Source organism: Bacillus sp. HNG (assembly GCF_003400205.1).
In the GTDB taxonomy this organism is placed as follows: Bacteria; Bacillota; Bacilli; order Bacillales; family Bacillaceae_L; genus Ferdinandcohnia.
In genome coordinates, this window is record NZ_QUQV01000001.1 from 637826 (window position 1) to 662543 (window position 24718).

20 protein-coding genes are annotated in these 24718 nt (G+C 38.3%); 5 read left to right on the forward strand and 15 right to left on the reverse strand.

The window, feature by feature from the left end:
• Positions 1-226: 226 nt before the first annotated feature.
• Positions 227-1945, reverse strand: coding sequence for a phosphoenolpyruvate--protein phosphotransferase (gene ptsP, locus DZB84_RS03060; RefSeq protein ID WP_116350765.1), 1719 nt, complete (start codon positions 1943-1945; stop codon positions 227-229).
• Positions 1945-2211: a phosphocarrier protein HPr gene (locus tag DZB84_RS03065; protein WP_116350766.1), complete on the reverse strand. Its 267-nt coding sequence runs from the start codon at positions 2209-2211 to the stop codon at positions 1945-1947. Before DZB84_RS03065 ends, ptsP begins: the two co-directional genes overlap by 1 nt.
• 504 nt (positions 2212-2715) lie before the next feature.
• On the opposite strand from DZB84_RS03065, the gene DZB84_RS03070 reads away from it, so the two are divergent.
• A complete protein-coding gene (locus tag DZB84_RS03070) occupies positions 2716-3513 on the forward strand; it encodes an HAD family hydrolase (RefSeq protein WP_189655122.1) in 798 nt (265 codons plus the stop codon).
• 382 nt (positions 3514-3895) lie between these two features.
• On the opposite strand, the gene DZB84_RS03075 is transcribed toward DZB84_RS03070, so the two are convergent.
• The 9 genes from DZB84_RS03075 to DZB84_RS03120 all read right to left on the reverse strand — a co-directional run bounded on the left by DZB84_RS03075 (position 3896) and on the right by DZB84_RS03120 (position 15098).
• Positions 3896-5113, reverse strand: coding sequence for a hypothetical protein (locus DZB84_RS03075; protein ID WP_116350768.1), 1218 nt, complete (start codon positions 5111-5113; stop codon positions 3896-3898).
• Complete coding sequence (locus DZB84_RS03080; RefSeq protein ID WP_116350769.1) at positions 5103-6293, reverse strand: DUF58 domain-containing protein; 1191 nt, start codon at positions 6291-6293, stop codon at positions 5103-5105. The genes DZB84_RS03075 and DZB84_RS03080 overlap by 11 nt, the downstream gene beginning before the upstream one ends.
• Positions 6293-7243 carry an AAA family ATPase gene (locus tag DZB84_RS03085; RefSeq protein ID WP_116350770.1) on the reverse strand — a complete coding sequence of 317 codons (951 nt, stop codon included), beginning with the start codon at positions 7241-7243 and terminating at the stop codon, positions 6293-6295. Before DZB84_RS03085 ends, DZB84_RS03080 begins: the two co-directional genes overlap by 1 nt.
• A gap of 377 nt (positions 7244-7620) precedes the next feature.
• Positions 7621-9657: a glucose-specific PTS transporter subunit IIBC gene (ptsG, locus tag DZB84_RS03095; protein ID WP_116350772.1), complete on the reverse strand. Its 2037-nt coding sequence runs from the start codon at positions 9655-9657 to the stop codon at positions 7621-7623.
• Between the two features lie 196 nt (positions 9658-9853).
• The gene (gene glcT / locus DZB84_RS03100; RefSeq protein ID WP_116350773.1) at positions 9854-10696 is read right to left on the reverse strand and encodes a glucose PTS transporter transcription antiterminator GlcT; all 843 of its coding nucleotides are present in this window, start codon (positions 10694-10696) and stop codon (positions 9854-9856) included.
• 89 nt (positions 10697-10785) lie between these two features.
• Positions 10786-12045 (reverse strand): ATP-binding protein, encoded by a 1260-nt coding sequence (locus DZB84_RS03105; protein ID WP_116350774.1) that lies wholly within the window; start codon positions 12043-12045, stop codon positions 10786-10788.
• Between the two features lie 287 nt (positions 12046-12332).
• Positions 12333-13085: a VOC family protein gene (locus tag DZB84_RS03110; RefSeq protein WP_116350775.1), complete on the reverse strand. Its 753-nt coding sequence runs from the start codon at positions 13083-13085 to the stop codon at positions 12333-12335.
• 76 nt (positions 13086-13161) lie between these two features.
• Positions 13162-14544 carry an L-cystine transporter gene (locus tag DZB84_RS03115; RefSeq protein WP_116350776.1) on the reverse strand — a complete coding sequence of 461 codons (1383 nt, stop codon included), beginning with the start codon at positions 14542-14544 and terminating at the stop codon, positions 13162-13164.
• A gap of 146 nt (positions 14545-14690) precedes the next feature.
• Complete coding sequence (locus DZB84_RS03120; protein ID WP_116350777.1) at positions 14691-15098, reverse strand: VWA-like domain-containing protein; 408 nt, start codon at positions 15096-15098, stop codon at positions 14691-14693.
• Between the two features lie 333 nt (positions 15099-15431).
• Between DZB84_RS03120 and DZB84_RS03125 the strand changes: the two genes are divergently transcribed.
• Entirely contained in the window at positions 15432-15710 is a 279-nt protein-coding gene (locus DZB84_RS03125; RefSeq protein WP_116350778.1) for a hypothetical protein, read from the forward strand.
• A gap of 72 nt (positions 15711-15782) precedes the next feature.
• Positions 15783-16343, forward strand: coding sequence for a thioredoxin family protein (locus DZB84_RS03130; RefSeq protein ID WP_116350779.1), 561 nt, complete (start codon positions 15783-15785; stop codon positions 16341-16343).
• Positions 16344-16450: 107 nt separating this feature from the next.
• Here the strand turns inward: DZB84_RS03130 and DZB84_RS03135 are convergent, their stop codons facing one another.
• Positions 16451-16951: a hypothetical protein gene (locus DZB84_RS03135; protein ID WP_116350780.1), complete on the reverse strand. Its 501-nt coding sequence runs from the start codon at positions 16949-16951 to the stop codon at positions 16451-16453.
• Positions 16952-17633: 682 nt separating this feature from the next.
• Between DZB84_RS03135 and DZB84_RS03140 the strand changes: the two genes are divergently transcribed.
• Entirely contained in the window at positions 17634-17864 is a 231-nt protein-coding gene (locus DZB84_RS03140) for a group-specific protein (protein WP_116350781.1), read from the forward strand.
• Positions 17865-18116: 252 nt separating this feature from the next.
• Here the strand turns inward: DZB84_RS03140 and recQ are convergent, their stop codons facing one another.
• The gene (recQ, locus tag DZB84_RS03145; protein ID WP_116350782.1) at positions 18117-19901 is read right to left on the reverse strand and encodes a DNA helicase RecQ; all 1785 of its coding nucleotides are present in this window, start codon (positions 19899-19901) and stop codon (positions 18117-18119) included.
• 329 nt (positions 19902-20230) lie between these two features.
• On the opposite strand from recQ, the gene DZB84_RS03150 reads away from it, so the two are divergent.
• Complete coding sequence (locus DZB84_RS03150; RefSeq protein ID WP_189655123.1) at positions 20231-21283, forward strand: YeiH family protein; 1053 nt, start codon at positions 20231-20233, stop codon at positions 21281-21283.
• A gap of 15 nt (positions 21284-21298) precedes the next feature.
• Here DZB84_RS03150 and DZB84_RS03155 read toward each other — a convergent pair whose 3' ends face one another.
• Positions 21299-21721, reverse strand: a complete 423-nt coding sequence (locus DZB84_RS03155; protein WP_116350784.1) for a hypothetical protein — start codon at positions 21719-21721, stop codon at positions 21299-21301.
• 94 nt (positions 21722-21815) lie between these two features.
• Positions 21816-24179 (reverse strand): FdhF/YdeP family oxidoreductase, encoded by a 2364-nt coding sequence (locus tag DZB84_RS03160; protein WP_116350785.1) that lies wholly within the window; start codon positions 24177-24179, stop codon positions 21816-21818.
• Positions 24180-24718 lie beyond the last annotated feature (539 nt).

A 24718-nucleotide genomic window follows, 5' to 3' on the forward strand; every position in this document is an offset into this window, starting at 1 on the left:
GCGATGAATATGTTCTCGAAGTTTTCCTTTTCCTGTACAAGTCCACAAGCATAAGACGTGCGCTGATAGAAGGCACTTTTTGCCTTCCGAAGCGATTGGCTTATGACCACGAAGAGCTAGGTGTTGGAGTTGGACTAGGATACACCCATAAAAGTTATCCACAATGATAAATAGTATAATTTCCTAGACCATAAAAAAACGAGTCTAAGCTAGACTCGTTTCTTCTTTAGTTCATATAGTTCGCTTTAACAAACTCAACAACTTCTTCAGTTGTGCTCATAGATAAAATCTTTTCTTTATTGCTTGCAATTTCAGCTTTTGAAAGCTTTTTAATTTGAGTGCGTGCTGGTAAAATGGATGTCGCACTCATACTAAACTCATCTAGACCAAGACCTAGAAGGATTGGAATCGCAATTGTGTCGCCAGCCATTTCTCCACACATTCCTGCCCACTTGCCTTCTTTATGTGCTGCGTCAATAACCATTGAAACAAGGCGAAGGATGGAAGGTGAATATGGCTGATAAAGGTAAGACACACGTTCATTCATTCGGTCTGCAGCCATTGTGTATTGAATTAAATCATTGGTTCCAATACTAAAGAAGTCAACCTCTTTTGCAAACTGATCAGCCAATACTGCAGTGGATGGAATTTCAACCATGATTCCAATTTCAATGGAATCAGAAACAGCAGTTCCACTAGCCACAAGCTTTTCTTTTTCTTCCATTAAAATAGCTTTTGCTTGTCTAAACTCATCAAGTGTAGCGATCATTGGGAACATAATCTTTAGGTTACCAAATGTACTTGCACGAAGTAATGCACGTAGCTGTGTACGGAAAATTTCCTGTTCTTCTAAGCAAAGGCGAATCGCTCTGAAGCCAAGAAATGGATTTAGTTCTTTTGGTAAGTTTAAATATGGAAGTTCTTTATCTCCACCAATGTCTAGTGTACGAACGACAACAGGTTTGCCTTCCATTTTTTCAAGAACGGTTTTATACGCATCGAATTGTTCTTCTTCGGTAGGAAGCTGGTCACGCCCCATGTATAAGAATTCTGTACGATAAAGTCCGATTGCTTCTCCACCATTTTCAAGAACACCCTTCACATCTTCAGGAGTTCCGATGTTAGCAGCAAGTTCAACATGCTCTCCATCACTTGTAACGGTTTTTTCATTTTTTAATTTAGCCCATTCAGCTTTTTGAGCTTCATATTGTTCTTTCTTTTGACGATACTGAGCTAAAACCTCTTCTGAAGGATCAACGATAACATCGCCATCAAGCCCGTCGACAATCACCATAACCCCGTTTTGAATAGTTGAAGTAACAGACTTTGTTCCAACAACAGCAGGAATTTCCATCGATCTTGCCATGATGGCAGAATGAGAGGTACGACCTCCAATATCAGTTGTGAATCCTTTTACATATTTACGATTTAATTGAGCAGTATCTGAAGGAGTTAAGTCTTCTGCAATAATGATTACTTCTTCAGAAATCATACTTGGATTCGAGATTGAAACTCCTAGCAAATGCGCAAGTACACGTTTTGTGACATCACGAATATCAGCAGCACGTTCTGCCATATATTCATTTTCCATGCCTTCAAACATTGTAATGAACATACTTGCAACTTCATGCAACGCAAATTCAGCATTTACACTTTCAGAACTGATTTTATCTTTAATTGGATTAATGAGCTCAGGATCACTTAGTACGAGAAGGTGAGCGGAAAAGATTGCTGCTTTGTCTTCTCCAAGTTCTTCATTTGCACGATTTTTAATCACTTCTAATTCATCTTTTGATTGATTAACTGCATCCTCAAAGCGCTTTATTTCAGCATCTTTATCACTGATTGTTTGTTTTTCAACTGTCAAATCAGGATGCTCTAAACGAAAGCTTTTTGCAATAGCAATCCCTGCAGAAGCAGCAATACCTTTAATCATAGTAGACATTATTCACCAAGTCCTTCATTAGCCATGATTTCTGTTAAAGTTGCGATTGCTTCTGCTTCGTCAGAACCTTGAGCAACAATTTTCACTTCAGCACCTTGACCAATTCCAAGAGACATAACACCCATAATAGATTTAAGGTTAACAGACTTTCCGTTATATTCTAATTGAATATCTGAATTATATTTACTCGCTCCCTGAACTAATACTGTTGCTGGGCGTGCATGAATTCCCGATTCACTTGTAACTTTAAACGTTTTTTCTGCCATGGATTATTTCCCCTTTTCAATTATTTAAGAATCAAAATGATTACTTGTAGTATTTGTTCGTTTTCGGTAGATATGTAAAGAAAGAGTCGCATACCTGTATTTAAACGCCAAAAATTAAAAGGCATGAGAAAGACAATAAAACACTAGGGAGAGGATGCTACTCCTTTCCTCAAGCTTTTACTTTTTCTTTACTCATGCCTGATCGTATCAGTAACACGTAAATGCAATGCGTATGTAGAAATGTAGAAGTCGTGACAAACACTTACCTTTACAACCTAACCTCTTACACCGAAGAGTATAGCACAATCAACAAAGTTTTTTCAACAATTTGATTCATAATCCGACAACAATAAAAATTGAGAATCTTTTTCATTTGCAAAATTTATAATAAAATGGACGTTATTTTACAAAACATAAACCTTTAGGATACCAGTCCGTAACGATTATCATGTATAATAAGCAAATATTGTATTTATTTACAAACTAAAGTTGGAGGTGTTTTCATTGATCAAACTAATTGTGAGTGACTTAGATGGAACACTATTACAGGAAAATAATACAGTCAAATCTGAGGACGCCGAAGCCTTAAAACAAGCATTACAAGAAGGACTTCAAATCAGTATTGCGACAGGTAGAATGGATACTGAAATAAAAGAAGTATTAACATCGATTGGGCAAAATTTTCATCGCATTAGTCAAAATGGTGCTTTTGCATCGACAATTGATGAGAAGTCGATTTTTTCTCGTACTTTTACAACAGAAACAGCTGAGAGTATTTATAAAAGAGTATTAGACCCAAAATTCGTTACGATTGTTTGTAGCTACGACACCAATTACACACATGAAAACAATGAGTACGTCGAGGGAGTCCAAAAAAGAATGTTTCATCCAATCATCATTGATCCTGAAATAGGTTCGAAGTTTAACGAAGTCAAACCTTCAAAGATTACATTAATTGGCTTTGAGAATGATATTATTGAGATTCACAAAAGACTTTCGAATGAATTTAAAGACGAAGTTGATATATTCATTTCTGAAACACATGTCTTGGACATTATGCCAAAACAAATTAGTAAAGGGAATGCAATCAAAAAACTTCTTGAAGATCTTTCTTTAAAACCTGAGGAAATGGCCTGTATTGGAGATTCTTTTAATGATATTCCTATGTTTCGTTTAACTCCTTACAGCTTTGTGATGTCTACAGCACATGATGATGTAAAAAAAGAAGCAAAATTCGTGGTTGAAACAGTAGCAGAAGCAGTTGAAATGATTTTGAAAGAAAATAGTAAACAATTCGTTTGATTGAAAAGAAGAACCTGAGCAAATAAGGATAATGACGTGTGCTAATTCACACGTCATTTTTAATGTCATTAATAATATAGTAACCAAAACAAACTAAGGACCCAGGCCGGTGAATAGACGGAAAAATTTCGCCTAATCTGTAAAAAGTACTGAAAAGAGCCTAAATAGACGGAGAGATTCCGCTAATAAGTCTGCAAATACGAAAAAGAAGAGCTTTTTCTTTGGATAACCGGAAATCCTACTCTTATTTATTTTTAGCAGTTCTTCATTAATGGCAAGAAAACTCACCAGCTACTGGGACAATTATGATGCCTAATCTACTCTTATTTCGGCACTTATTTTAAGAAAAGAACCTGAATGGAACGTCAGGTTCTTTTTTAATTTATTTTTGCTTTTTTACATTTTTTATTTTTGCTTTTATTTCCTTCGCCATTTCCTCGCAAGCCGCATTTTCATTATCGTTCAGTTCTTCATCTCCATATCTTACTCTTTCGTAGAGTTCAACAAGACGAGCATCGAGGAATTGGTTTCGCATTAGCCATTCTGTGACACTTTCATGATGAAAGCGACCTAGGCCGTTCTGAGCCGAAAGGACCTCTAATTCAAGGATAAGCCTTCTAACCTTTGCCTGTGGCGTTTGTTTTCTTGGTCTTCTCCATTTTGCAGTAGGCACCTGAATCCCTTCAGTGACAGTTGCATATTGAAAGACATCTCCCACTACAACTGCCTCTTTTACAAATCGTTTTCTAGCTAATAAGAAGAGAATCACCGCTAAAATGATCGCCCCTAAAATCGTTAGATAAAACCAGATATCAAAATATCCTAGCATTTCTAAAAACGGATTTTTATTATCATTATCCTCCCAATTTAAGGAACCAACACTTTCACCACGTGAGCCTCTAAATGAATCAATATCTTCAACTGCATTAAAAAGTGGCTTTGAGACCCAATACAAGCTGGTCCCAATAATTGTTGATACAAAAGACAAGCCCTTCACAAAAACAATTGGAAAAATCACCGCAACACCAATAGCACCTACAAACAGACCACTAAATAATCCGACTACAGACCATGAGTTGTTTTTCGTGGCCATCTCTTTCATGACAAGTGAACTCGTACTTACACTGTTTAAGATTTTACCAATCATAAAGAACACCAATTGGGTCACAAGTAAATACAACACAAGATCACTATAGATATACCCTTGAACTTTTGCCGCAAAATACGTAAGTCCACCAAAAAGCAAGCTACCATTTAAGATAAATGCTTCTGTCAGCTTCGGATTTTTATGAAAATGAACAACCATACGGTAACAAACGATAGCTCCAAGAACTAGACTCTGACTGAAAGACATCCCTATTTCACTGCTAACAAGAGCAAGCAGTGGTACAACTAACATAATAAATACATACGGTGTGTTTGATTTCATCAGTGATAACAAGAACGCAATCACCATAGCTCCAACACCTGTAATAAACAGAAATGGCAGAATAGGTGGCAACTGCTCCGTGTGAATATATAACAGCATGAATAAAACATAGAGAAGGATGACTTCCATTACATATTGGTAGGACTTAAGTAATGATTGACTAAATCGCATATGAATCCCCCCTCTTCACTGAGGAGGAAGCTTTCTGTAAATAAATCGCGTCCTCATTTTCGATTATTTTAAAACAATCGACACCTTTTCTTGCAAAACTTCGTAAAATCAATTGCTCATTTTCTTCCATTTCTCCTAACACAATCATATAGGGTGATAGTTGCTGTTGTCTTGTAATTTTATTGATCATGTAATGAAATGGAATTGTCACACTATGTTTACTCAGCCTAGCAATCAATTCGAGTGCTTTCGCTAAATGCTCCTTCCCTACTCCAAGAGGCAGATGGATATAGGGTGTTTTTCCAGCTCTCCTTACATTGACAAAAACCTCGAAAGGAATATTTTTTACGGTTGCTGTTTCTAGCAAATACGTTAATCCGCTTAAATATTTCTCCAATTTTCGCTCACGTACATTGATAATGATCGTCCATGAAAACTGAGCCGTTTTATCAAATAGTTTTGTTTGCAATTGATTGGTACGTGCACTCGCCTTCCAGTGAACCCTGTTAAAAGGATCGGTTGGTACATAACTCCTCGTTCCAACAATCGCTGTCATGTCTTCAAAAAACGAAGTCCGGATAGGGTACTCCCCTTGATTTTTCGGAACGATTTTTTCAATTCCTCCTACGGTTTCAGGTGAAGAATAAATGATCGTCTCAAAGTTAACTGGCTTCAAATAACGAAGATATGCCTCACCAAAGCCAAATAAATGGGGAATTCTTATCTCGAGTGTACGGATTTTCGCAACTCCCCTTTGCTTCCCTTCGAATGGAAGTGTTGTCGTAAAGGCCTGTCTTCCGAAAAGAGTTAGCGGTAAAGTTAGTTCTATCTGTTCCGTTTCTAATACTTTTCTTTCATTCTTAAAACCTACTACATGATCTATCGTCATCCGGATGTGACCATTAAAGATTGGTAACAGACCCTCTTGACTCAACGTAAGAGAAAAATCACTTTCTTCACCTTTAAAGAGTTTGACAGTATCCTTATCAACAGAAATGATTATTTTATTTCCAACATGCCTTAAATAATATTTGTTTAAAAAGACAAATAAAAGAAATAGTACCCCAACAAACACAAGTAAAAAAACCTGGGAAAGGATCCCCACTAAAATAAATGTGGAAGAAAGGAAGATCAAGTAGGACATTTCATTTCCAATTGATATTTGCCGTTGCCAGTTCATTATTTTACAGCTCCAGCTTCTACCGGCACAGAAACGGTTGAAAGCAACTCCTGAACGATCTGGCGATTCGTCTTCTTCAATGATCCCTCCATCGTCAGTACAAGACGGTGTGAAATCACATACAGAGCCATAAACTTAATATCCTCTGGAGTTACAAACATACGCCCTTCTAAATATGCCTTACCCTGAGCAGCTTTCATCAGTGCTAGCGTCCCCCTTGGGCTCACTCCAACTTCGACATCTGCATGATTTCTAGTGGCATGAACGATTCGTAATAAATAATCCTCAACTTCATCAGAAAGCCTGACTTCCCCGACTTCCGCTTGCATGGCTTGAATCTCTTCTTTTGTAAGAACTTCTAAAATGTCCTCGATTGGGTTGTTTTGTCGATACGTTCTCATGATTTGCCTTTCTTCTTCAAAGCTTGGATAGCCAAGATCAATTTGCACAAAAAATCGGTCCATTTGAGCCTCTGGAAGTGGAAAAGTTCCCTGTTGTGATTCGATTGGGTTTTGTGTTGCGATTACGACAAATGGTGAAGGTAGTTTTAATGTTTCACCATCAATCGTTACCTGTCGTTCTTCCATAACCTCAAGTAAACTAGATTGCGTCCTTGGAGTCGCACGGTTAATTTCATCGGCTAACAGGATATTGGTCATAACCGGACCCGGACGTAGTTGAAATTCCTGCTCCTTCGGGTTAAAAAATTGAATTCCGGTAATATCACTTGGAAGCACATCTGGAGTAAATTGAATGCGCTTAAAATTACCACTAATCGATTTTGCAAAACTCTTGGCAAGCATTGTTTTTCCTGTGCCAGGAACACTTTCTAGTAAAATATGACCTTTATTAATGAGAGAATTTAGGACTAACTCAATCACATCATCCTTTCCGATGATTACTTTCCCAATATTCTCTTTGATTTTTAACACATTCTCTTTTACAGACATAAGCGCCCTCCGTATTCACTAAAATATGTAATTCTATGATAATTTAAATTTATCAAAAATGTAGGTATATTCCAACATAATTATTCTGCAATGCTTGGAATTAATCCTATGAACAAAAGCGCAAGCGCCTTGATCAGCCCCGACAAGCATAAGACGAGCGCTGACAGAAGGCACTTCTTGCCTTCCGAAGCGATTGGCTTATGACCTTGAGGGGCAGGAGCTGGACGTGGATACATCCAATAAAAGTTATCCACAATGATAAATTTTATAATTTCCAGGCTATAAAAAAAGAGAGTCATGAACTCTCCTTCTAACAAACGATAAATAAAAACAGACAGATCCACAAAATTGCCTATGGTCTGTCTGTTTCATTTTAGTTATGCTTTTGTAATCTCAATGATATTTTCTTCAGAGAGATCAATATTTCCTTGCTTTTTATTCACAATCTTTTCGCCTTCTGCAAGGTTTGTGAATACAATTGGAGTCATAATTGAGGTTGCATTTTCCTTAATATAATCTAAATCAACTTTTAAAAGCTGTTGACCTATTTCGACCTTATCATTTTCACTCACAAATATTTCAAAGCCTTGTCCTTTTAGATTAACTGTATCAATCCCAACATGAATAAGAATTTCACGACCTGAATTAGATAGAATACCAATCGCATGTTTTGTTGGGAACACGTTGATAATTTTCCCATTAACAGGTGAAGCAATCACACCTTCTGACGGAATAATCGCAAAGCCATCACCCATCATTTTTCCAGAAAATACGGCATCAGGTACTTCGGTAATTGGTTTTATTTCACCTTTAATTGGTGAAACAAATTGATCTTCACCATGATATTCATTAGTCAATATATCTGGTTTTACTTCTTCATTCCGGCTCGTTTCTACTTCACGGGGCTTTTTCCCGCTCATTACATCTTGCATTTGACTTTTAATGATTTCAGAGCGTGGGCCAAAGATTGCCTGAATATTATTTCCAACTTCTAGCACACCAGCCGCTCCTAGTTTTTTCAACTCATCCTTATCTACATGTTTAATATCGTTTACAGAAACACGAAGTCGAGTAATACACGCATCAAGATGTGCAATATTTTCTTGTCCGCCCATTGCATGTAGGATGTTAAAAGCGAGATCTCCAGCCTTCCCTTCCTTTTCCTCTTCACCTTTTGCTACTTCACGTCCAGGTGTCATGAGATTAAATTTACTAATTGCAAAACGGAATATAACATAGTAAATAACTGCAAAAACAAGACCTACTAATATCGCAATCCACCAAGGCTCTCTACCAGGCAAAATACCAAATAAGAAAAAGTCAATTCCTCCACCCGAGAAGGTATAGCCAATATTAACATTCAAAGCCGTCATTAGAACAAAAGATAATCCATCCAAGATTGCGTGGATTAAGAAAAGAATAGGAGACACAAACATAAATGAAAATTCTAGCGGCTCTGTGATACCAGTTAAAAACGATGTTAGAGCACCCGAACCTAATAAACCGGCTACAAGTTTTTTATTTTCTGGACGTGCAGCATGATACATCGCAAGTGCAGCAGCCGGTAAACCAAACATCATAATTGGAAATTCACCAGCCATAAAGTTACCAGCCGTAATATCTACCCCATCTTTCAATTGGGCAAAGAAAATTGTCATATCTCCCCTAACAACTTGTCCAGCTGATGTTGTATAAGAACCAAATTCGTACCAAAACGGCGCATGGAATATATGATGTAATCCAAACGGGATCAGCAATCTTTTTATTAATCCGAAGAAAAACACAGCAAAATACGAACCTTCTTCTATTAGCCATAGAGAAGCACTATTCATTGCTTCTTGCACTGGTGGCCAAATGATTAATAATAAAAGACCTGCTATAAAAGAAAATGCGGCTGTTGCAATCGGAACAAAACGTTTACCTGCAAAGAAACCAAGAAATGAAGGCATTTCTATATCATGAAAACGATTGTAGGCAAACGCAGCAATTAGACCAACAATGATTCCTCCAAATACACCTGTTTGCAATGTTGGAATTCCTAAAACGGACGCAAATGCTGGATTGTCAGCAAGCATTTCGGGAGTTACTCCCCGCCATGAACTCATTACCTGATTTAGAACTAAATAACCAACTAAAGCGGCAAGTGCTGCTGCACCATCACCAGCTAAGCCAATCGCTACCCCAACCGCAAAGATAAGGGCTAGATTACTAAAGACAATGCCACCTGCATCCTCCATCACTGATGCAGCGAGTTGAATCCAATCAGCATCCAGGAACGGAAGATATTGCAGCATTGATTCTTGTTGCATAGCATTTCCTATCCCAAGTAATAGACCTGCTGCCGGTAATAGTGCTACAGGTAGCATCAGCGCTTTACCGATCTTTTGCAGGATGCCAAAAACTTTTTTAAACATGTAAAAACCCCCTATGTTTTTTCATTCTCATTAAGAATGTCCAAAAAACAAAAAAAGACATGAGTAAGAAAGAACAATCAAAAGAAGCCGCACGGATACTATCTCCGAAAAATGGAAGGTATATCCTGTTACACTTCATTTAATCATTCTCTTTACTCATGCCTGATCGAATCAGTGACACGTCAAAAACAATGTACTATTTAATTTTCTTCTGAAGCCTCTGCAGATGCATCGTAATATAGACAGCTTCAGCGTCAAAAACTGGCTTCTTTAATGTTTGCTGCATTATCTTAATGAGTTTCCATGAGAGATTATAGCATAAGGGATATTCTTCTTTCAAGAGAGCAGTGATTATTTCAGGTTCTTCTACTTTCTCTCCAGCTTTTACCCGTTCAATTGCAAATCTTAAATGCCGTACAAGTCTCATATAATCAATGCTATTTTTATCTATCACTATTTTCAACTGATCTTCTACCGTCTGCACCAATTTTGTCACAAGTTGAGAGTGCATATTGACTTCCGACAATTCTTTATTGGTTATTGCACTGTGTATGTGGAGGGCTATAAACCCTGCTTCTCCCTCAGGTAAGAGTATATTACTTTCTTCCCTAAATAGATCCATTACTTCTTTGGCTATTCCGTATTCCCTCGGATACAATGCTTGCGTTTCTATTAAAAAAGGATTACGGATTTCCATCCCCTGTGAGACCCTCGCCACAGTAAACATCAAGTGGTCGGTCAAGGCCACATGGATATGCTCATTAAGCGACGATTCCGTTCTTCTTTTAATTAACTCGATAGCAGAAATAATTACTCTCTGTAAATCATCCTCTAAATATGGTAGAAGCTTAATATAATTTTTTTGTTCTTTTTCATTCTTTAGAACAAACAGCTTTTCCACACTCGCATCATCCAGTACATCATGTTTCTTTCGGTTAAAGCCGATGCCCTTCCCTATGATAACGACCTCCCCATAGTCGGAGTGATCTGCAATAATTACATTATTATTTAGAGCTTTAGATATGATAATATCAGACATCTTAATTCCCCACTTTTTTACTGTACATACCCTCATATCCTATCTGAACGAGCAGTAGAAATCAATCATTTGAGCATAAGGATCTCTGTTTACGGATGTCTACTTGGTAATGTGATGATTACTTTTGTTCCCAATCCAACTTTACTTCTAATATTGAAGGTTCCCTTATGATCTTGAATAATCTTATTGCTCATCGTGAGCCCAAGTCCCATTCCTTTTTCTTTTAATGTAAAAAATGGTTCCCCTATTTTTTCAAGTCTTTCTTTTGGAATTCCGACCCCAGTGTCAATGACTTCAATTTTGACTTTATCATTATTCACCCACGTACGGATTCTTATTTTCCCTCCAGTAGGCATGGCATCTATTGAATTTTTGATGACATTGACAAATACCTGTATAAGTTCGTTTTTATCTCCATAAAGAAGCGCCTCGGCTGCCAGATTTTCGACTCTTACTTCCACATTATGAAGGATTGCTTCGTGTGAGGTGAGTTTGATCAGATAATCAATAAGGTCGCTTACTTTAAATTCCTTTAGAATTTTACTTTGTGGCTTGGAAAATACAAGTAACTCACTGACAATTTGATTAATTCTGTCGAGTTCAGAAAGGATGATATCTGATATTTGGGAGTTTGGCTCGTCTTTTTCCTTTTGCAATTGGACGAAGCCTTTGATCGTTGTAAGAGGATTTCGTATCTCATGAGCAATTCCAGCAGCCAATTCACCTACAACAGAGAGTTTTTCCCTTCTCCGGGCAAGCTCTTCAGCAGCCTTCACGTTTGATATATCCCTTCCTATAGTAACAAGGCCAGCTCTCTTTCCCTCTTCAAATAAAGGGACACGAATGACATCAAAGGTTTTAAGTTCTCCACTAGGAATCATGATGGTTTGCTCATAACGAGTCTCCCTCGCCTTTTCCCAGGTCTCTTCATCTAATTGAATATTTTGAATCAAGTATTCCTTAAAATCTGGATACATCTGTGCAATTTCTATATCCGTTTTATTTTTATACTTTTCCGTTTGGAGGTTATAGAGATCTTTTGCATACCGATTGACACGAATCCACCTCCCTTGTCCATCTTTAAAACAGACGAAATCAGGCATTGCATTGATTAGTGTCGTCAGTTCATTTTGCTCTTCCAAAGCCTTAATATAGGCATCATGCTTCTTGATGATCAGATGGATTAGAAGCGTAGTAAAAAAGACGAAAACGAGTCCTTTTCCAATCTGAAGATAGTTCGCATTGACAGAAGGAAATTTATCCAAGAGATATTCAGAGAATGTAATCCAAAAAAGGCTTGCCAAAAAATAGATGAGCCACAATCGCTTTTTAAAAACTTCTTTAAACATGACAAGCACCTCGTAACCATTTGACAATAAATTCAATTTGCCGTATAATAATATTTTGCTCCCTTAAAACTTATAACATAATTTTTTATATATAGAAAGATAAGTTCGTTTTATCTTTTACATTTGAGAAAGACTTATTCACACTGGACCGGCTTCGGAGCCGAAAGGACGAAAGAGAGGTAGGGCTTTCGTTGTTTAAGATTTTCAAATCTACCGCGGCAATAAAATTATGAAAAGTGAATCTCGCCCAAAACAAGAACCAACCGTATCATGCGGTTGGTTCTTTTTCATAAGTTGTAGTTTGCACCATGTAGGGTGATTGTTTTTCCCTTTCGAGGTTCAATCCCCATTATATATGGCCGTTCACCTCTTTGATGATTTTCATTACAAAAATAAACATCTATAGAGTCGAGGTTTACTTTAAAAGCGTGTTGTTCAGTACCAGGCAGAACCGTGTCCGAAATAGTCCCTTTTAATACATCGGCCCAAAGCCTTGCAGTTGTTTGGGGTTCCTTCACCGAGTAGCCAACATACGAAATTCCTTTACTATCCGGAACATACATACCTTTTGAAATAAGGTCTTTTTCCCTGACTGCATCCTCTTCTCCCCACTCAATAAAAAATGGCATTGGATGTGTGTGCTGAATAAACAGCATCGACCATTCAAGCATCGTGCCGTCCGGTCGCTTTCGTGATCCTGGGAATGGCCCGAGAGTTTTAAACCCTTTTTCAGATAGCTGTTTTTGTACCTTTTTTATCGAGGATGTTCGAAATGCAATTTGAGAAAGCCCTTCTCCTAGCTGATAGTCTTTGTAAAGGTGGCTACTAAACGGATGGCTACCTTCCTTTGTAACATCTAATTTGTTGATTCCAATCCATTCAATATAAGCTACATTTTTAAAATAACATAATGTATTGTAGGTCCCCCAGAAATCATGGTTTCCACCTTTTACAGGATGAAAACCCAACAATTGAAAAGCTGCCATTGTGTCATGTGGGTCATTCACATAATGAACAACATGGTCAAAACGAATCTCCAACACACCCACTCCAAACCCGGTTTTTATATTATTTTATCAAAAAAAGACCCAATAAAGGGTCTTTTTACAAGAAATCTTATGCACCTAGTGATTGCGTTGGGTTTGAATATGTTTCTTTATCAAGTTCATTTGTCATTCTACTTGTAAGGACACCCGCTGTCATACTGCCGCTAACGTTAAGTGCTGTACGACCCATGTCAATTAAAGGTTCAACAGAAATCAATAAACCGGCTAATGCAACAGGTAAATCGAGAGCTGATAAGACAAGGATGGCAGCAAATGTTGCTCCTCCACCAACACCAGCAACGCCAAATGAGCTAATTGCAACAATCACTACTACTGTTAAAATAAACGATGGGTCCAATGGATTTATACCAACTGTCGGAGCAATCATCACAGCAAGCATCGCTGGATATACACCGGCACAACCGTTTTGACCAATGGATAGGCCAAATGATCCTGCAAAGTTGGCAATACCCTCTGAAACACCTAAATCATTTGTTTGTGCCTTGATATTAAGTGGTAGAGTCCCTGCACTAGAGCGCGATGTAAAGGCAAATGTTAAAACAGGGAATGCCTTTTTCAGATAAGTGATAGGATTTAATCCAGCGAATGTTAGTAACAATAAATGGATTGCAAAGACAATCAATAACGCAACATAAGATGCGACAACAAATTTTCCAAGCTTATAAATCGCACCATAATCACTGGTAGCTGTCACACGTGTCATAATTGCAAGAACACCATAAGGAGTTAAGCGTAAAATGATCGTTACTACACGCATGATAACTGAGTAAAGCGCATCAATTATTTTCGCAAACAGATCTGCATTCTCTGGATCTTTACGACGAACTCCAAGGAAAGCCATTCCGATAAACGCCGCAAAAATAACAACCGCGATGGTTGAAGTTGGACGAGCGCCAGTAAAGTCTAGAAATGGATTGGCTGGTAATAAATCGACAATTTGTTCTGGAAACGTCTTATCTTGAATATCAGCATAGCGCTGGTCGAGTGCTTCTCCTCTTGCTGTTTCAGCATCTCCAGCTTCAATTTGGATAGCTTCCAAATCAAATGCAACAGTTGTACCAATCCCAACTAGAGCTGAAATTGCTGTTGTACCTACTAAAATAGCAAGGATGAGGAAACTAATTTTTCCGATATTATTTGCCAATTTCATTTTCGTAAATGCGGAAACGATAGAAATGAAAACAAGTGGCATGACAATCATTTGTAAAAATTTCACATAGCCGTTACCGACGATGTTAAACCAACTAATCGACTCGGAAATAATTTCTGATTCTGCCCCATAAATGAGTTGCAGGATAAGACCAAAAACAATTCCTAAGCCAAGTGCTGCAAATACTCGTTTTGAAAATGAGACATGCTTTTTTTGCATATAAACTAATAATAATAGCAATAAGACCATCAAAACGATATTAACAATACCTAGTAAACTCATATGATTTTCCCCCTTTTATATGTCAATGTATTAAAATATAATTCAGTTTATACCAATCCGTCAAGTAAGAAATGATTCACTTAAAAAATTATAACAATTTCGAAAAGTAAAAGCGTCTAGAAACATTCTAGACGCCCTCATCCATGTTATGCCACTTTTATCGCCTTTCCAAACGGTACTTTCGGTACATAATCATCTGGAACGAGCCAAAATACTTCGGCTTTTACATCCAATTCATCGTAAAAATAGCCTGTAACATCCGTTATATAAAACAAGGTATCAATTTTCTCCTGATCTGCCCACTCGAGCACTTCCGTATAGGAGGACTTGCCATGCGTATAATATTTAATAGTAGGATTTTGTATAGCTGTGATGCTTCTAATTTTAAAATCAGCTTGAATAAGCTGGGTTTCTGGAATCATTTCACCAAAAAATTTGACAATATTGTTTATTAAAATGGATCGTACTTGATTGGTTGAAGTATCAATGGCTAATGCAATCTTCTTGTCTTTTCGATCCTTAAGTAAACCCATTAGTGACCTTTGCCATCTCACAATAGCATCACTCCTCATGCTTAATCACCAAAGGAAGGTATCTTGTCCAGCTTAAGCGACTAGAAACTCGAGAAATTTCAACTCCTCCGTAGAGACATAAGACGCCTATTTGTCGGAGTCTCCGACGCACAGGAAGTGCTAGTGCCGACTTTGCCACAGGATGTGACGTTCTTAGGAAGCCTTCTCGTTTCTGGGCGAGTCGCTTTCACTTTTCACCCTGGCTACTCTATTTTGTCACGTTTTTTGAACAAATATGAACTGTTCAACTAACAATACTTGGATAGCTTATTTGTATGATTGTAGGCAAACCTATCAATAATTGGGGGAATGAAAATGAATATTTCAAACCAGGAATTACTTGAAAAACTATCAGAAAATAATGGAATTGGTTATGTTGAACTTGATGGTCTTCTTCATGAAATTAGACTTGTAAACGGAAATCAAATTGCTTTTACAGGAGCGTGTCGGAAATGGACGCAAACAGAAATGCCTTCCGCTCACGGTGACTACAATGTATTAACCGATGTTCTAATGGAAGAAGACCTCATGATTCCAAGCTTTCCAACACACGATTACTATGAATTTCACGAAACGGTTCATGATTTTTCATAAGCAACTTAGTGGTATGATTTTCCTTAATCATTTATAGTAAATGCAGATAATAATTTTGAGGAGGCATACATAATGACAAACTTAAAGCCATGGTTTGAAAAAGGCATGAACCAATACGACTATATTAACAGCATGCAAGTTCATAAAGAAAATTTACTAAAGGTGTATAATCAGTTTCGTTTAGACGAATCTGATAAAGAACTACTCCAGGCACTTCAGGAAAAAGAATTAAAAGCAATCATTTTGGCAGCTGATTGGTGTGGTGATGCAATGGTAAACCTCCCTATCCTCATGAGAATTGCAGATGAGGCATTGCTCGAAACTCGTTATTTAATTCGCGATGAAAATCTAGAGCTAATGGATCAATACTTAACAAACGGAAAGTCACGTTCGATTCCAATTATTATTTTCGTGAACAAAGACTTTGAAGAGGTTGGTAAATGGGGACCAAGAGCGCCAGAAGCTCAAGCGATTGCGGATGAATTAAAGGCACAGGTTCCAGATAAGGAGTCGCCTGAATATGATGCTGCATTTAAGGCGTTTATCAAATCTTTTACTGAGCGGATCACAACAGATGAAGCGCTTTGGAATGACATTAAAAATAGTATCATTTCCACTTTGAAAAACGCATAATAGTTTGACCCTAAAACATATACTAAACTTAAGACCGTCCACTACTTCCAACATCGCTTGTTGCGGGACTAACCAGAACGGAAATGTGGGCGGTCTTTTTTGTATGTCTATATAGGAAGAAAGATGTGTATCAGGAATACGAAGGTGAAAATAAAAGCGCTTGTATAATGGAATTTCCGCCTAAATCCTGAGGCCCTTTTATGCCGTAGATATCCTGCAAAAATCGTCAGCGCTAAACATAGAATGGCTAAAATTCCGCTTATGATCTTAGGACTTGTATATCCCACAATTTCACCGAGTTTGACCAACATAATTCCCCCATGAAAAACGATCAAAATTGTTCCAATGATGGCAAGCTTAATATGTGACTTCATCATATAGCGTGATAGCTTGGCAAGAGTTATTTTGAGTTTTCGAACCTTTGTCCTCCGGATGACTAGAAAGATAAAATACATATTTACATTCACGATAAAAAGGATAATTGCAATTTGGGAAAAAGCCTGCCCTAAGGTAACGATTTGAGAGTCATGGGTTCTAAAAATCCATATGTAAATAACTGTGCTAACAACAAGTAGCGCATTTATGAATATCCAAATGTAATAGGCCATCCTCAACCCTCCCCTTCTATTTTTACCAATTTTACCAGATGGTTATGAAATGTGTAGTGTGGGATATCACTCGGGGTGTTTTGAGCGTTGATTGGGCAGTATTTTGGTAACCCCTTCGTTTTTTCCTACTTTTCCTAATTGAGGGGTTACTAGATTGGTTTGCGAGTTCATCTTGTCCTGATTTTATCCATGTGCAGGGACGATAAAATAGTTTACTGGTTCACCTTTTCCTAGTTTTATCCATGTGTGGGGATGATTAATTAGTTTACTGGTTCACCTTTTCCTAATTCTATCCATGTGTGGGGATGATTAATTAGTTTACTGGTTCACCTTTTCCTAATTCTATCCATGTGCGGGGACGATTAATTGGTTTACTGGTTCGCCTTTTCCTAGTTTTATCCATGCGCGGGGACGATTAATTAGTTTACTGGTTCGCCTTTTCCTAGTTTTATCCATGTGCGGGGACGATTAATTAGTTTACTGGTTCACCTTTTCCTAATTCTATCCATGTGTGGGGATGATAGCTGACTTGTCATTCTTCGCATTCTACTATTTAAACCAAGTACTAGCACAAAATTACAGTTTCCTGCCCAACACTTCACCTAAAGACCCCCTCTACCATATTCATCCTTCTTCAAACATGCTAGAATTAAGGTACGATCATGAAATGGAGGTAAGTCAAATGTCTACATGTAACATCGATCACACATTAGAAGATGTGGTCAAAAAACTTCAAAGTCAAGAAACCTTTTTGCCGAAAGAACTTTATCACAACGCGATTCAATTTTTAGAGACAGAACGTACCCAACTTACACTAAACGAATTCTTTCACCTTTTAAAGAAATATGATTTAGCATCTGAGGAAGAACAACAAAAACGTAATCTTGCCATGGAAGAACTCTTCCAAGCATAAAAGTAAGGCAACACAAATGTGGTGCCTTTAGACTGTTGACAAACGCTCGCATACTGCGTTGCTTGCCTCTCTCGTCCGCTCATGAAGGCAACTTCTTATCGCGTCTTCGATTGGCTGGGCGCCTTGTTTGACAAGCGTTTTCAAGCCAGTCTGTGGATAGTAATTGATATCTAGATATCCTCTAAAAAATCGTGTAGACAAAGTCAACACTGACTTTGTCTACACTCTGGAGGCACCACAAATGTGGTGCCTTTAGTTAACTGCACTTTTTTCCTCCACATATTCCCGAATGGCTGTTAAGAAATCCTCTCCATACCGCTCTAGCTTCGTCTGCGCAACCCCTTTAATTTCAAGAAGTTCTTTCTCGTCTACAGGAGCCACTTCACTCATTTCCCGTAATGTACTATCTGAAAAGACGATATACGGTGGAACCCCATCCCTGGCAGAAATCTCCTTACGTACCTCGCGAAGAATTTCAAATAACGTATTGTCGGTCACAACTTGCTTTTTCTTCACCTGTTCCTTCTTATAAATTTTGACTTCTCCCTTTAGAACAGGTAATGCCTTTGAATCAAGAATGAGCACTGGATATTGAGAGTTGGTCAGTTTGACATATCCTTCTGCAGCCAAAAAGTCAATTAAGCCGACAATTTGCTTTTCTGAATACTGCTTTAATAAACCGTAGGTCGACAAGGAAGTAAAACCAAACTCTTGAATTTTTTTATTCCTTGAACCCTTTAACACCTGTGCAACCAAGGTTTTTCCATAGCGCTCCTTCATCCGTTTGATACATGAGAATACCATGAGCGCCTCAGTTGTCACATCGATTTTTTCACGGTCATCTTTACAATTAAAACAGCGACCACATTCCACACTCTCCTTCTCCCCGAAATATTCCAGGATGTAGCTTTGCAAGCATTTCTCCGTGTGACAATAGTCAATCATTTGCTGGAGTTTATGATATTCCTGCTCCTTTTTCACTTCATCCACTGTAGATTGCTCGATTAGGAATTTTTGGAGTTGGATATCCTGTGATGCAAATAAGAGATAACAATCACTCTTTTCACCGTCACGCCCTGCTCGTCCCGCTTCTTGGTAGTAGGCTTCAATATTTTTCGGAAGACTGTAGTGAATCACGTATCTGACGTTACTTTTGTCAATTCCCATACCGAATGCATTTGTCGCAATCATAACATTCACGGTGTCAAACAGGAAATCCTCCTGTGCTTGTTTTCGTTCTTCATCCGATAACCCAGCATGATATTTTCCCACTAAAAAGCCTTCTCTTTCTAAAAACGAATGAAGTTCATTAACCTCCCGACGGGTTGCGGCATAAACAATCCCCGATTGATTCTTATTCTCTAGTAAAAAGCTTTTCACAAAATCTCGCTTGTTTTCACCTTTTAAGACATTGAAAGTTAAATTATCTCTCGCAAACCCTGTGATGAATACAGCATAAGGGTCAATCTGAAGTTGGCTGCAAATATCTTCTTTTACCTCAACCGTTGCAGTTGCAGTTAATGCTGCTACAACCGGCTTTGATGGAAGTTCCGCAATCATATAATGAATATTTCGGTAGCTCGGCCTGAAATCATGTCCCCATTGTGAAATACAATGCGCTTCATCAACAGCAATCATAGAAATGGGTATCGAAGATAAAAGGGATCGAAATTGAGAGGATTCGAGTCGTTCAGGAGCAATATAGATTATTTTATAGCGGCCAGCGCGTGCATCCTGCAGTCTTTCCTGAATTTCTTGCATTGAAATACTACTATTAATATAAGTAGCTGATATACCCACACCAAGCAATGTATCTACTTGGTCCTTCATCAATGAGATTAATGGGGAAATGACAATTGTGATTCCTTCAAAAATCAGAGCTGGAATTTGATAGCATAACGACTTTCCGCCTCCAGTTGGCATAATCGCGAGTGTATCGTTTCCCTGTAAAATATTTTCGATAATGGATTCCTGTCCCGGTCTAAAAGACGGGTAACCAAAATACGACTGTAAAACTTGCTTTGCTTCTTCAATCATATAAAACACCTTTTTTAATTATTTTACTTCATTTGCCAAAAATGTGCGTTTGACGTAGTGTACTACCCCACATGTCCGAGTACCTTCGTGCATACTATACAGTGTGGTGTTAGCTCCTTATTCTTTATCTGTTCGTGTTTGGAAGTGAGAAATCACTTCCTCTTTTTTTAGACTACTCGATGTGAGCCACAAAGACGTTGCCACTCAAACGTGGCGTTCTTATTCTTAAATCATTCGTTAAGTTAATTATAAAGGAAGAAGATTAAGGTGGGAAGGGTATCCACCCTGTGGTAATATAAAACTAAAAAACTATGTCGAGGATGAAGCACGTGAGGAATGCAGATCTACAAGTATCACAACCATATGAAAAAAAATCTTTCTTATTCGATTATACACTCTCATTTCGGAACAAACTACCCGGTATCGCTCTTGTTTTTATGATCGGAGTATTAGCTAACTCTTTAGGGAAAGACTTCCCATTAATCGGAGGAGCAGTGATTGCCATTATTATTGGCATCCTGGTTCGAAATTTTCTACGTATTCCGGCGGTCTATACAGAAGGTATCTCCTATACATTAAAGACGTTACTGAAAACGGCCATTGTGTTGCTTGGTTTCGGGCTAAGTTATGCAAGTATTTTTCAGCTTGGATATGAAGCAATCCTTTTAGTCATTATTGCGGTGTTATCTGGTATTCTATTTACTTTTATTTTGGCCAAGCTATTTAAGCTTGGTGGAAATATCCCGATTCTCGTTTCACTTGGAACCGCCATTTGTGGGGCGACCGCGATTGTAACATCAAGTCCGATTGTTCGTGCAAAAGAGGAAGAAACGGCTTATGCGATTAATACAATCTTTGCTTTTAATGTGTTGGCAGTATTATTCTACCCTCTGATAGGACATCTTTTTTCGATGCCAGACGATATTTTTGGAATGTGGGCAGGTGTAGCGATTCATGATACTTCGTCAGTAGTCGCTGCGGGGTATAGTTATAGCAGCGCTGCCGGAGATACATCTGTTGTCATTAAATTAATTCGAACACTCATGTTAGTACCTGTGACTCTCATTCTATCAATCATCATTTCAATGAGATCAAAAGGGAGCACAATAAACAAAGTAAAAATGAGCAAGGTATTTCCAACCTTTATCTTATTTTTCGCTGGAGCTGTTGCGATTAATACGATTTTCTCACTACCAACATCACTGACGAGTGTAACAGATGGAGTAGCGAAATTCTTAATCCTTATGGTAATGGCGAGCGTGGGTCTTGGTACAGATTTTAAAAAGATTAAATCCGTTGGTTTACGCCCTTTATTTGTTGGGTTAATTTCATCTATCATGATGGGAATTTTAACCCTAACCATCATTCTAGTGCTGTATTAAAAAGAAGTTGGGAACTCATTTCCCAACTTCTTTTCGTTCCTCCAAAATATCACAAATCATTTTAATATGGAAAGATGCCCATGCTCTTTCGCGAAAGTGTAGTATGACAGTAAAAAAAAGGAGAAAGAAATAAATAATGGTGAAGAGAATTAGATAAAGATATCCTCTTCCAAACAAAAATTTTTGCAATTGATTAGAAAAAAGAAATAAAAACCACGGTATGGCTGTAATTAAAATGGGAATGATGCCGGACCCGTTTTTTTCTTTTAACATGCGATAATAAATGATTTTTAAGGTCTGCGAGTCTATTCCTTCATAAAAGAGTTGGATGGAACGCACTTCTTCCATTTCCTTCAAATGTTTAAATGTTCGATCTTTGCGCGCATTCCTTTTTAGCTTTAAATAGATTTTATGTGCATCTCCACGAAACGAAATCAATTGTAACACCTCAGAATATTTAACATTATTTTTAACAATTCCCTGTTTTACGCATAAAAATGCCCCCAACTTTTAGATTTGGGGGCATAATCATTTATGCTGGAGGATCGATGTCTAGATCATCCTCAATTTCCTTTTCTTGATATTGTGTATCCTTCCGTGCATTGAAACGTTCAGCTTTTTCAACGTACACTGCAATGTTGTAATCAGGGATTCCTGCAAATTTTTCATAGCGACCCTTTGGAAGTAAAAAGTTACCTTCTGGGAAGAATACGCCAAGATTTTTTCTTGCAATATCCGCAAATTTTGCTTTCCCTTGGAAGACACCAAAGCCATTATGAACAACAATCGCTTCTCCTTCTGTAATACGAAGCTCTGCAGCATCCTGAGGATTGATTAACACATCATAACGGCCTGCTCCATTAAATGGATCGACCTCTTTATAAATCATCGAGTTAAATTGCTTTCCACGGCGAGTGGTTAACACGAATTGTTCTTCTTTTTTCCCGAAGTCAGGAATTTCAACTTGAATTAAGTTCCCTCTTCCATCAGGGGTCGGGCACACGCCACCTTCACAAAGCCATGCTCCTCCCCATTGGAACACATCCCCTTTTTTCTTAAGATGTTGGATTCCATTGTAGTTTGGATTGGCAATCGCAATTTCGTCGCGAATTTCCTGTCCACTCTTAAAATCAATTAAATGTGCACTTTCAGGTTTAACTCGCTTGGCGAGATCCACATAAATCTTCCATTCTGCGCGAGCCTCTTTTATCTCATTTTTATTCCCTTCAATTTCAGGTGAAAAATACACCATTCGTTCTGTCGAAGTCGAAGTTCCTCCACCCTCTTGTTCATAACGGGTTTTTGCAGGTAACACAATCACAGCTTCTTTCGCATCCAATAGGGTTGACGTATTTAAAATGATATCTTGATGGACACGTATTTCAAGCTCGGATAACGCTTTTTCAACAAAATCAGGGTCTGGCATGGTTTCTAAGAAGTTTCCGCCGGACATATAATAAAGCTTAACTTTTCGCTCATGATCATCTGGAAGGACAATATTTTCTAATGTGACTCCGACAATATCGCCTTGCCACTTTTCAATCTCAAAGCCCCAAACCTTTTCCATTCGCTCAATATTTTTTTCATCAAATTCGCCGCCAGGCAGAACAAATGGATCTGCTCCCATTTCACCTGACCCTTGTACAGAGGAATGACCACGGAAAGGCATTAGTCCGTTGTTCTTACGCCCTAGGTGGCCACGAAGAAGGGCAAGGTTTGCTACCTGTGAAATATTATCGGTCGCAAAGGAATGCATCGTCAATCCCATAGCCCATGTATACACCACATTTTTACTATTGGCTAGAAGCTCCGCTAGCTCGATCATTCGTTCCTTCGACACGCCAGATGATTTTACAATCTCATCCCAGTTTTGTTCCTTAACATGTGCTTTTAATTCTTCAAACCCATTTACATGTTCTTTCACGAATTGATGGTTGATTGCAGAACCATGTTGGTCTTCCTCCATTTCAAACCAATGCTTCATAATTCCGAACATGAAGGCAATATCTCCACCAATGTTAACTTGATAGAAATCATCCGCAAGCTTTGTTCCAAATAAAGCGGATTCCATATTGGATGGGATCCAATATTTATCCATTGCCGGTTCTCTATGTGGATTAATGACTATAATTTTTGTACCGCGTTTTTTCGCTTCGAGCATGTATTTTGTAGAAACAGGTGAACTGTTTGAAGCCACACTACCCCAGAATAATAAAACGTCTGCACCTATCCAATCCTGATAATTGGCAGTTGATGCACCAACACCAACGGAACGCTTCATCGCTGTTTTACTAGGAGAATGACAAATTCGTGAAGCGTTATCAATATGGTTCGTACCTAGGAAACGAGCAACTTTAGCAGCTACATAATAGGATTCATTCGTAATCCCACGAGAAGTTAAATAAAAAGCATATTGCTTCGGATTCAACTTTTGCATCTTTTCCGCAATCATATCCATCGCTTCATCCCAGGAGATTTTAGAAAACTCTCTTTCTCCTTTTCTACGAATCATTGGATATGGAATTCTTCCTAATTTTCTAAGTTCAGTGCTATTATATTTACGCAGTTCATCAATATCTGCGTGGAGAATTTCTGAATCAATGGCTGGCATTGTACTTAGACGTAACACATTAAGGCGAGTTGTGCACATATGTGGCCCCTTCAGTGTTTGGTCATAAAGACCAGAAACACCAAGAGCACAGCCATCACATACACCCTGTGTTAAAATGCGGGTTGCATATCCGAGATTGTCCTTATTTTCCCAAGCCACTTTCATCGTGTCACGAATGTGCTTTGGCTTCACCTTTCCTAAACCAAAGGGAATCGGACTGACCCAGTGCTTTGGTTGTGGCATTTTCGTAGTCTTAATTGGTCCCTGATGCTTTGTTTCTCCCATGATTAATCCCCCTCTTCCTACTCGTTATTACTATGTGTATGGTGAAAGTCAACTTATATTCAAATACGCCTTGGCGTATTTGTGCCCGATTTTTTTAGGCCCACACGAGGTGGGTCACAAAGACGTTGCCACAGGATGTGGCGTTCTTAGTCTTTGATCTTATGCCTCGAAAAACTTCCTTTGAAAAATCGTGGCATCCGCCGGAGGCTTTAACTTTGATTTGCAGAAGAGCAAGCTTCTGCTAATTGAAGTTAACTATGGTTTCGGTATTCAAACTGCCTATTCCTTTATAAAAGGTACGAATTATAGAAAAAACCACCGAAACATGATTCTAGGATGTTAGAAAGATGCAACGGTGGTTAGTCTTTAGCAGGGTCGCTACCAAGTGCCAACACGATAGGATTTTCAAAAAGTGCGGTGTATATGACTCATCGAATTTCTGCGTTGGCTTGCTTCTCTGTTCCTCACGTATTAACTGCATACGCACCGGTACTCAAAGCTGCGCCGCCTTGAAACTCTCGGTCCTATCCATCCTCCTT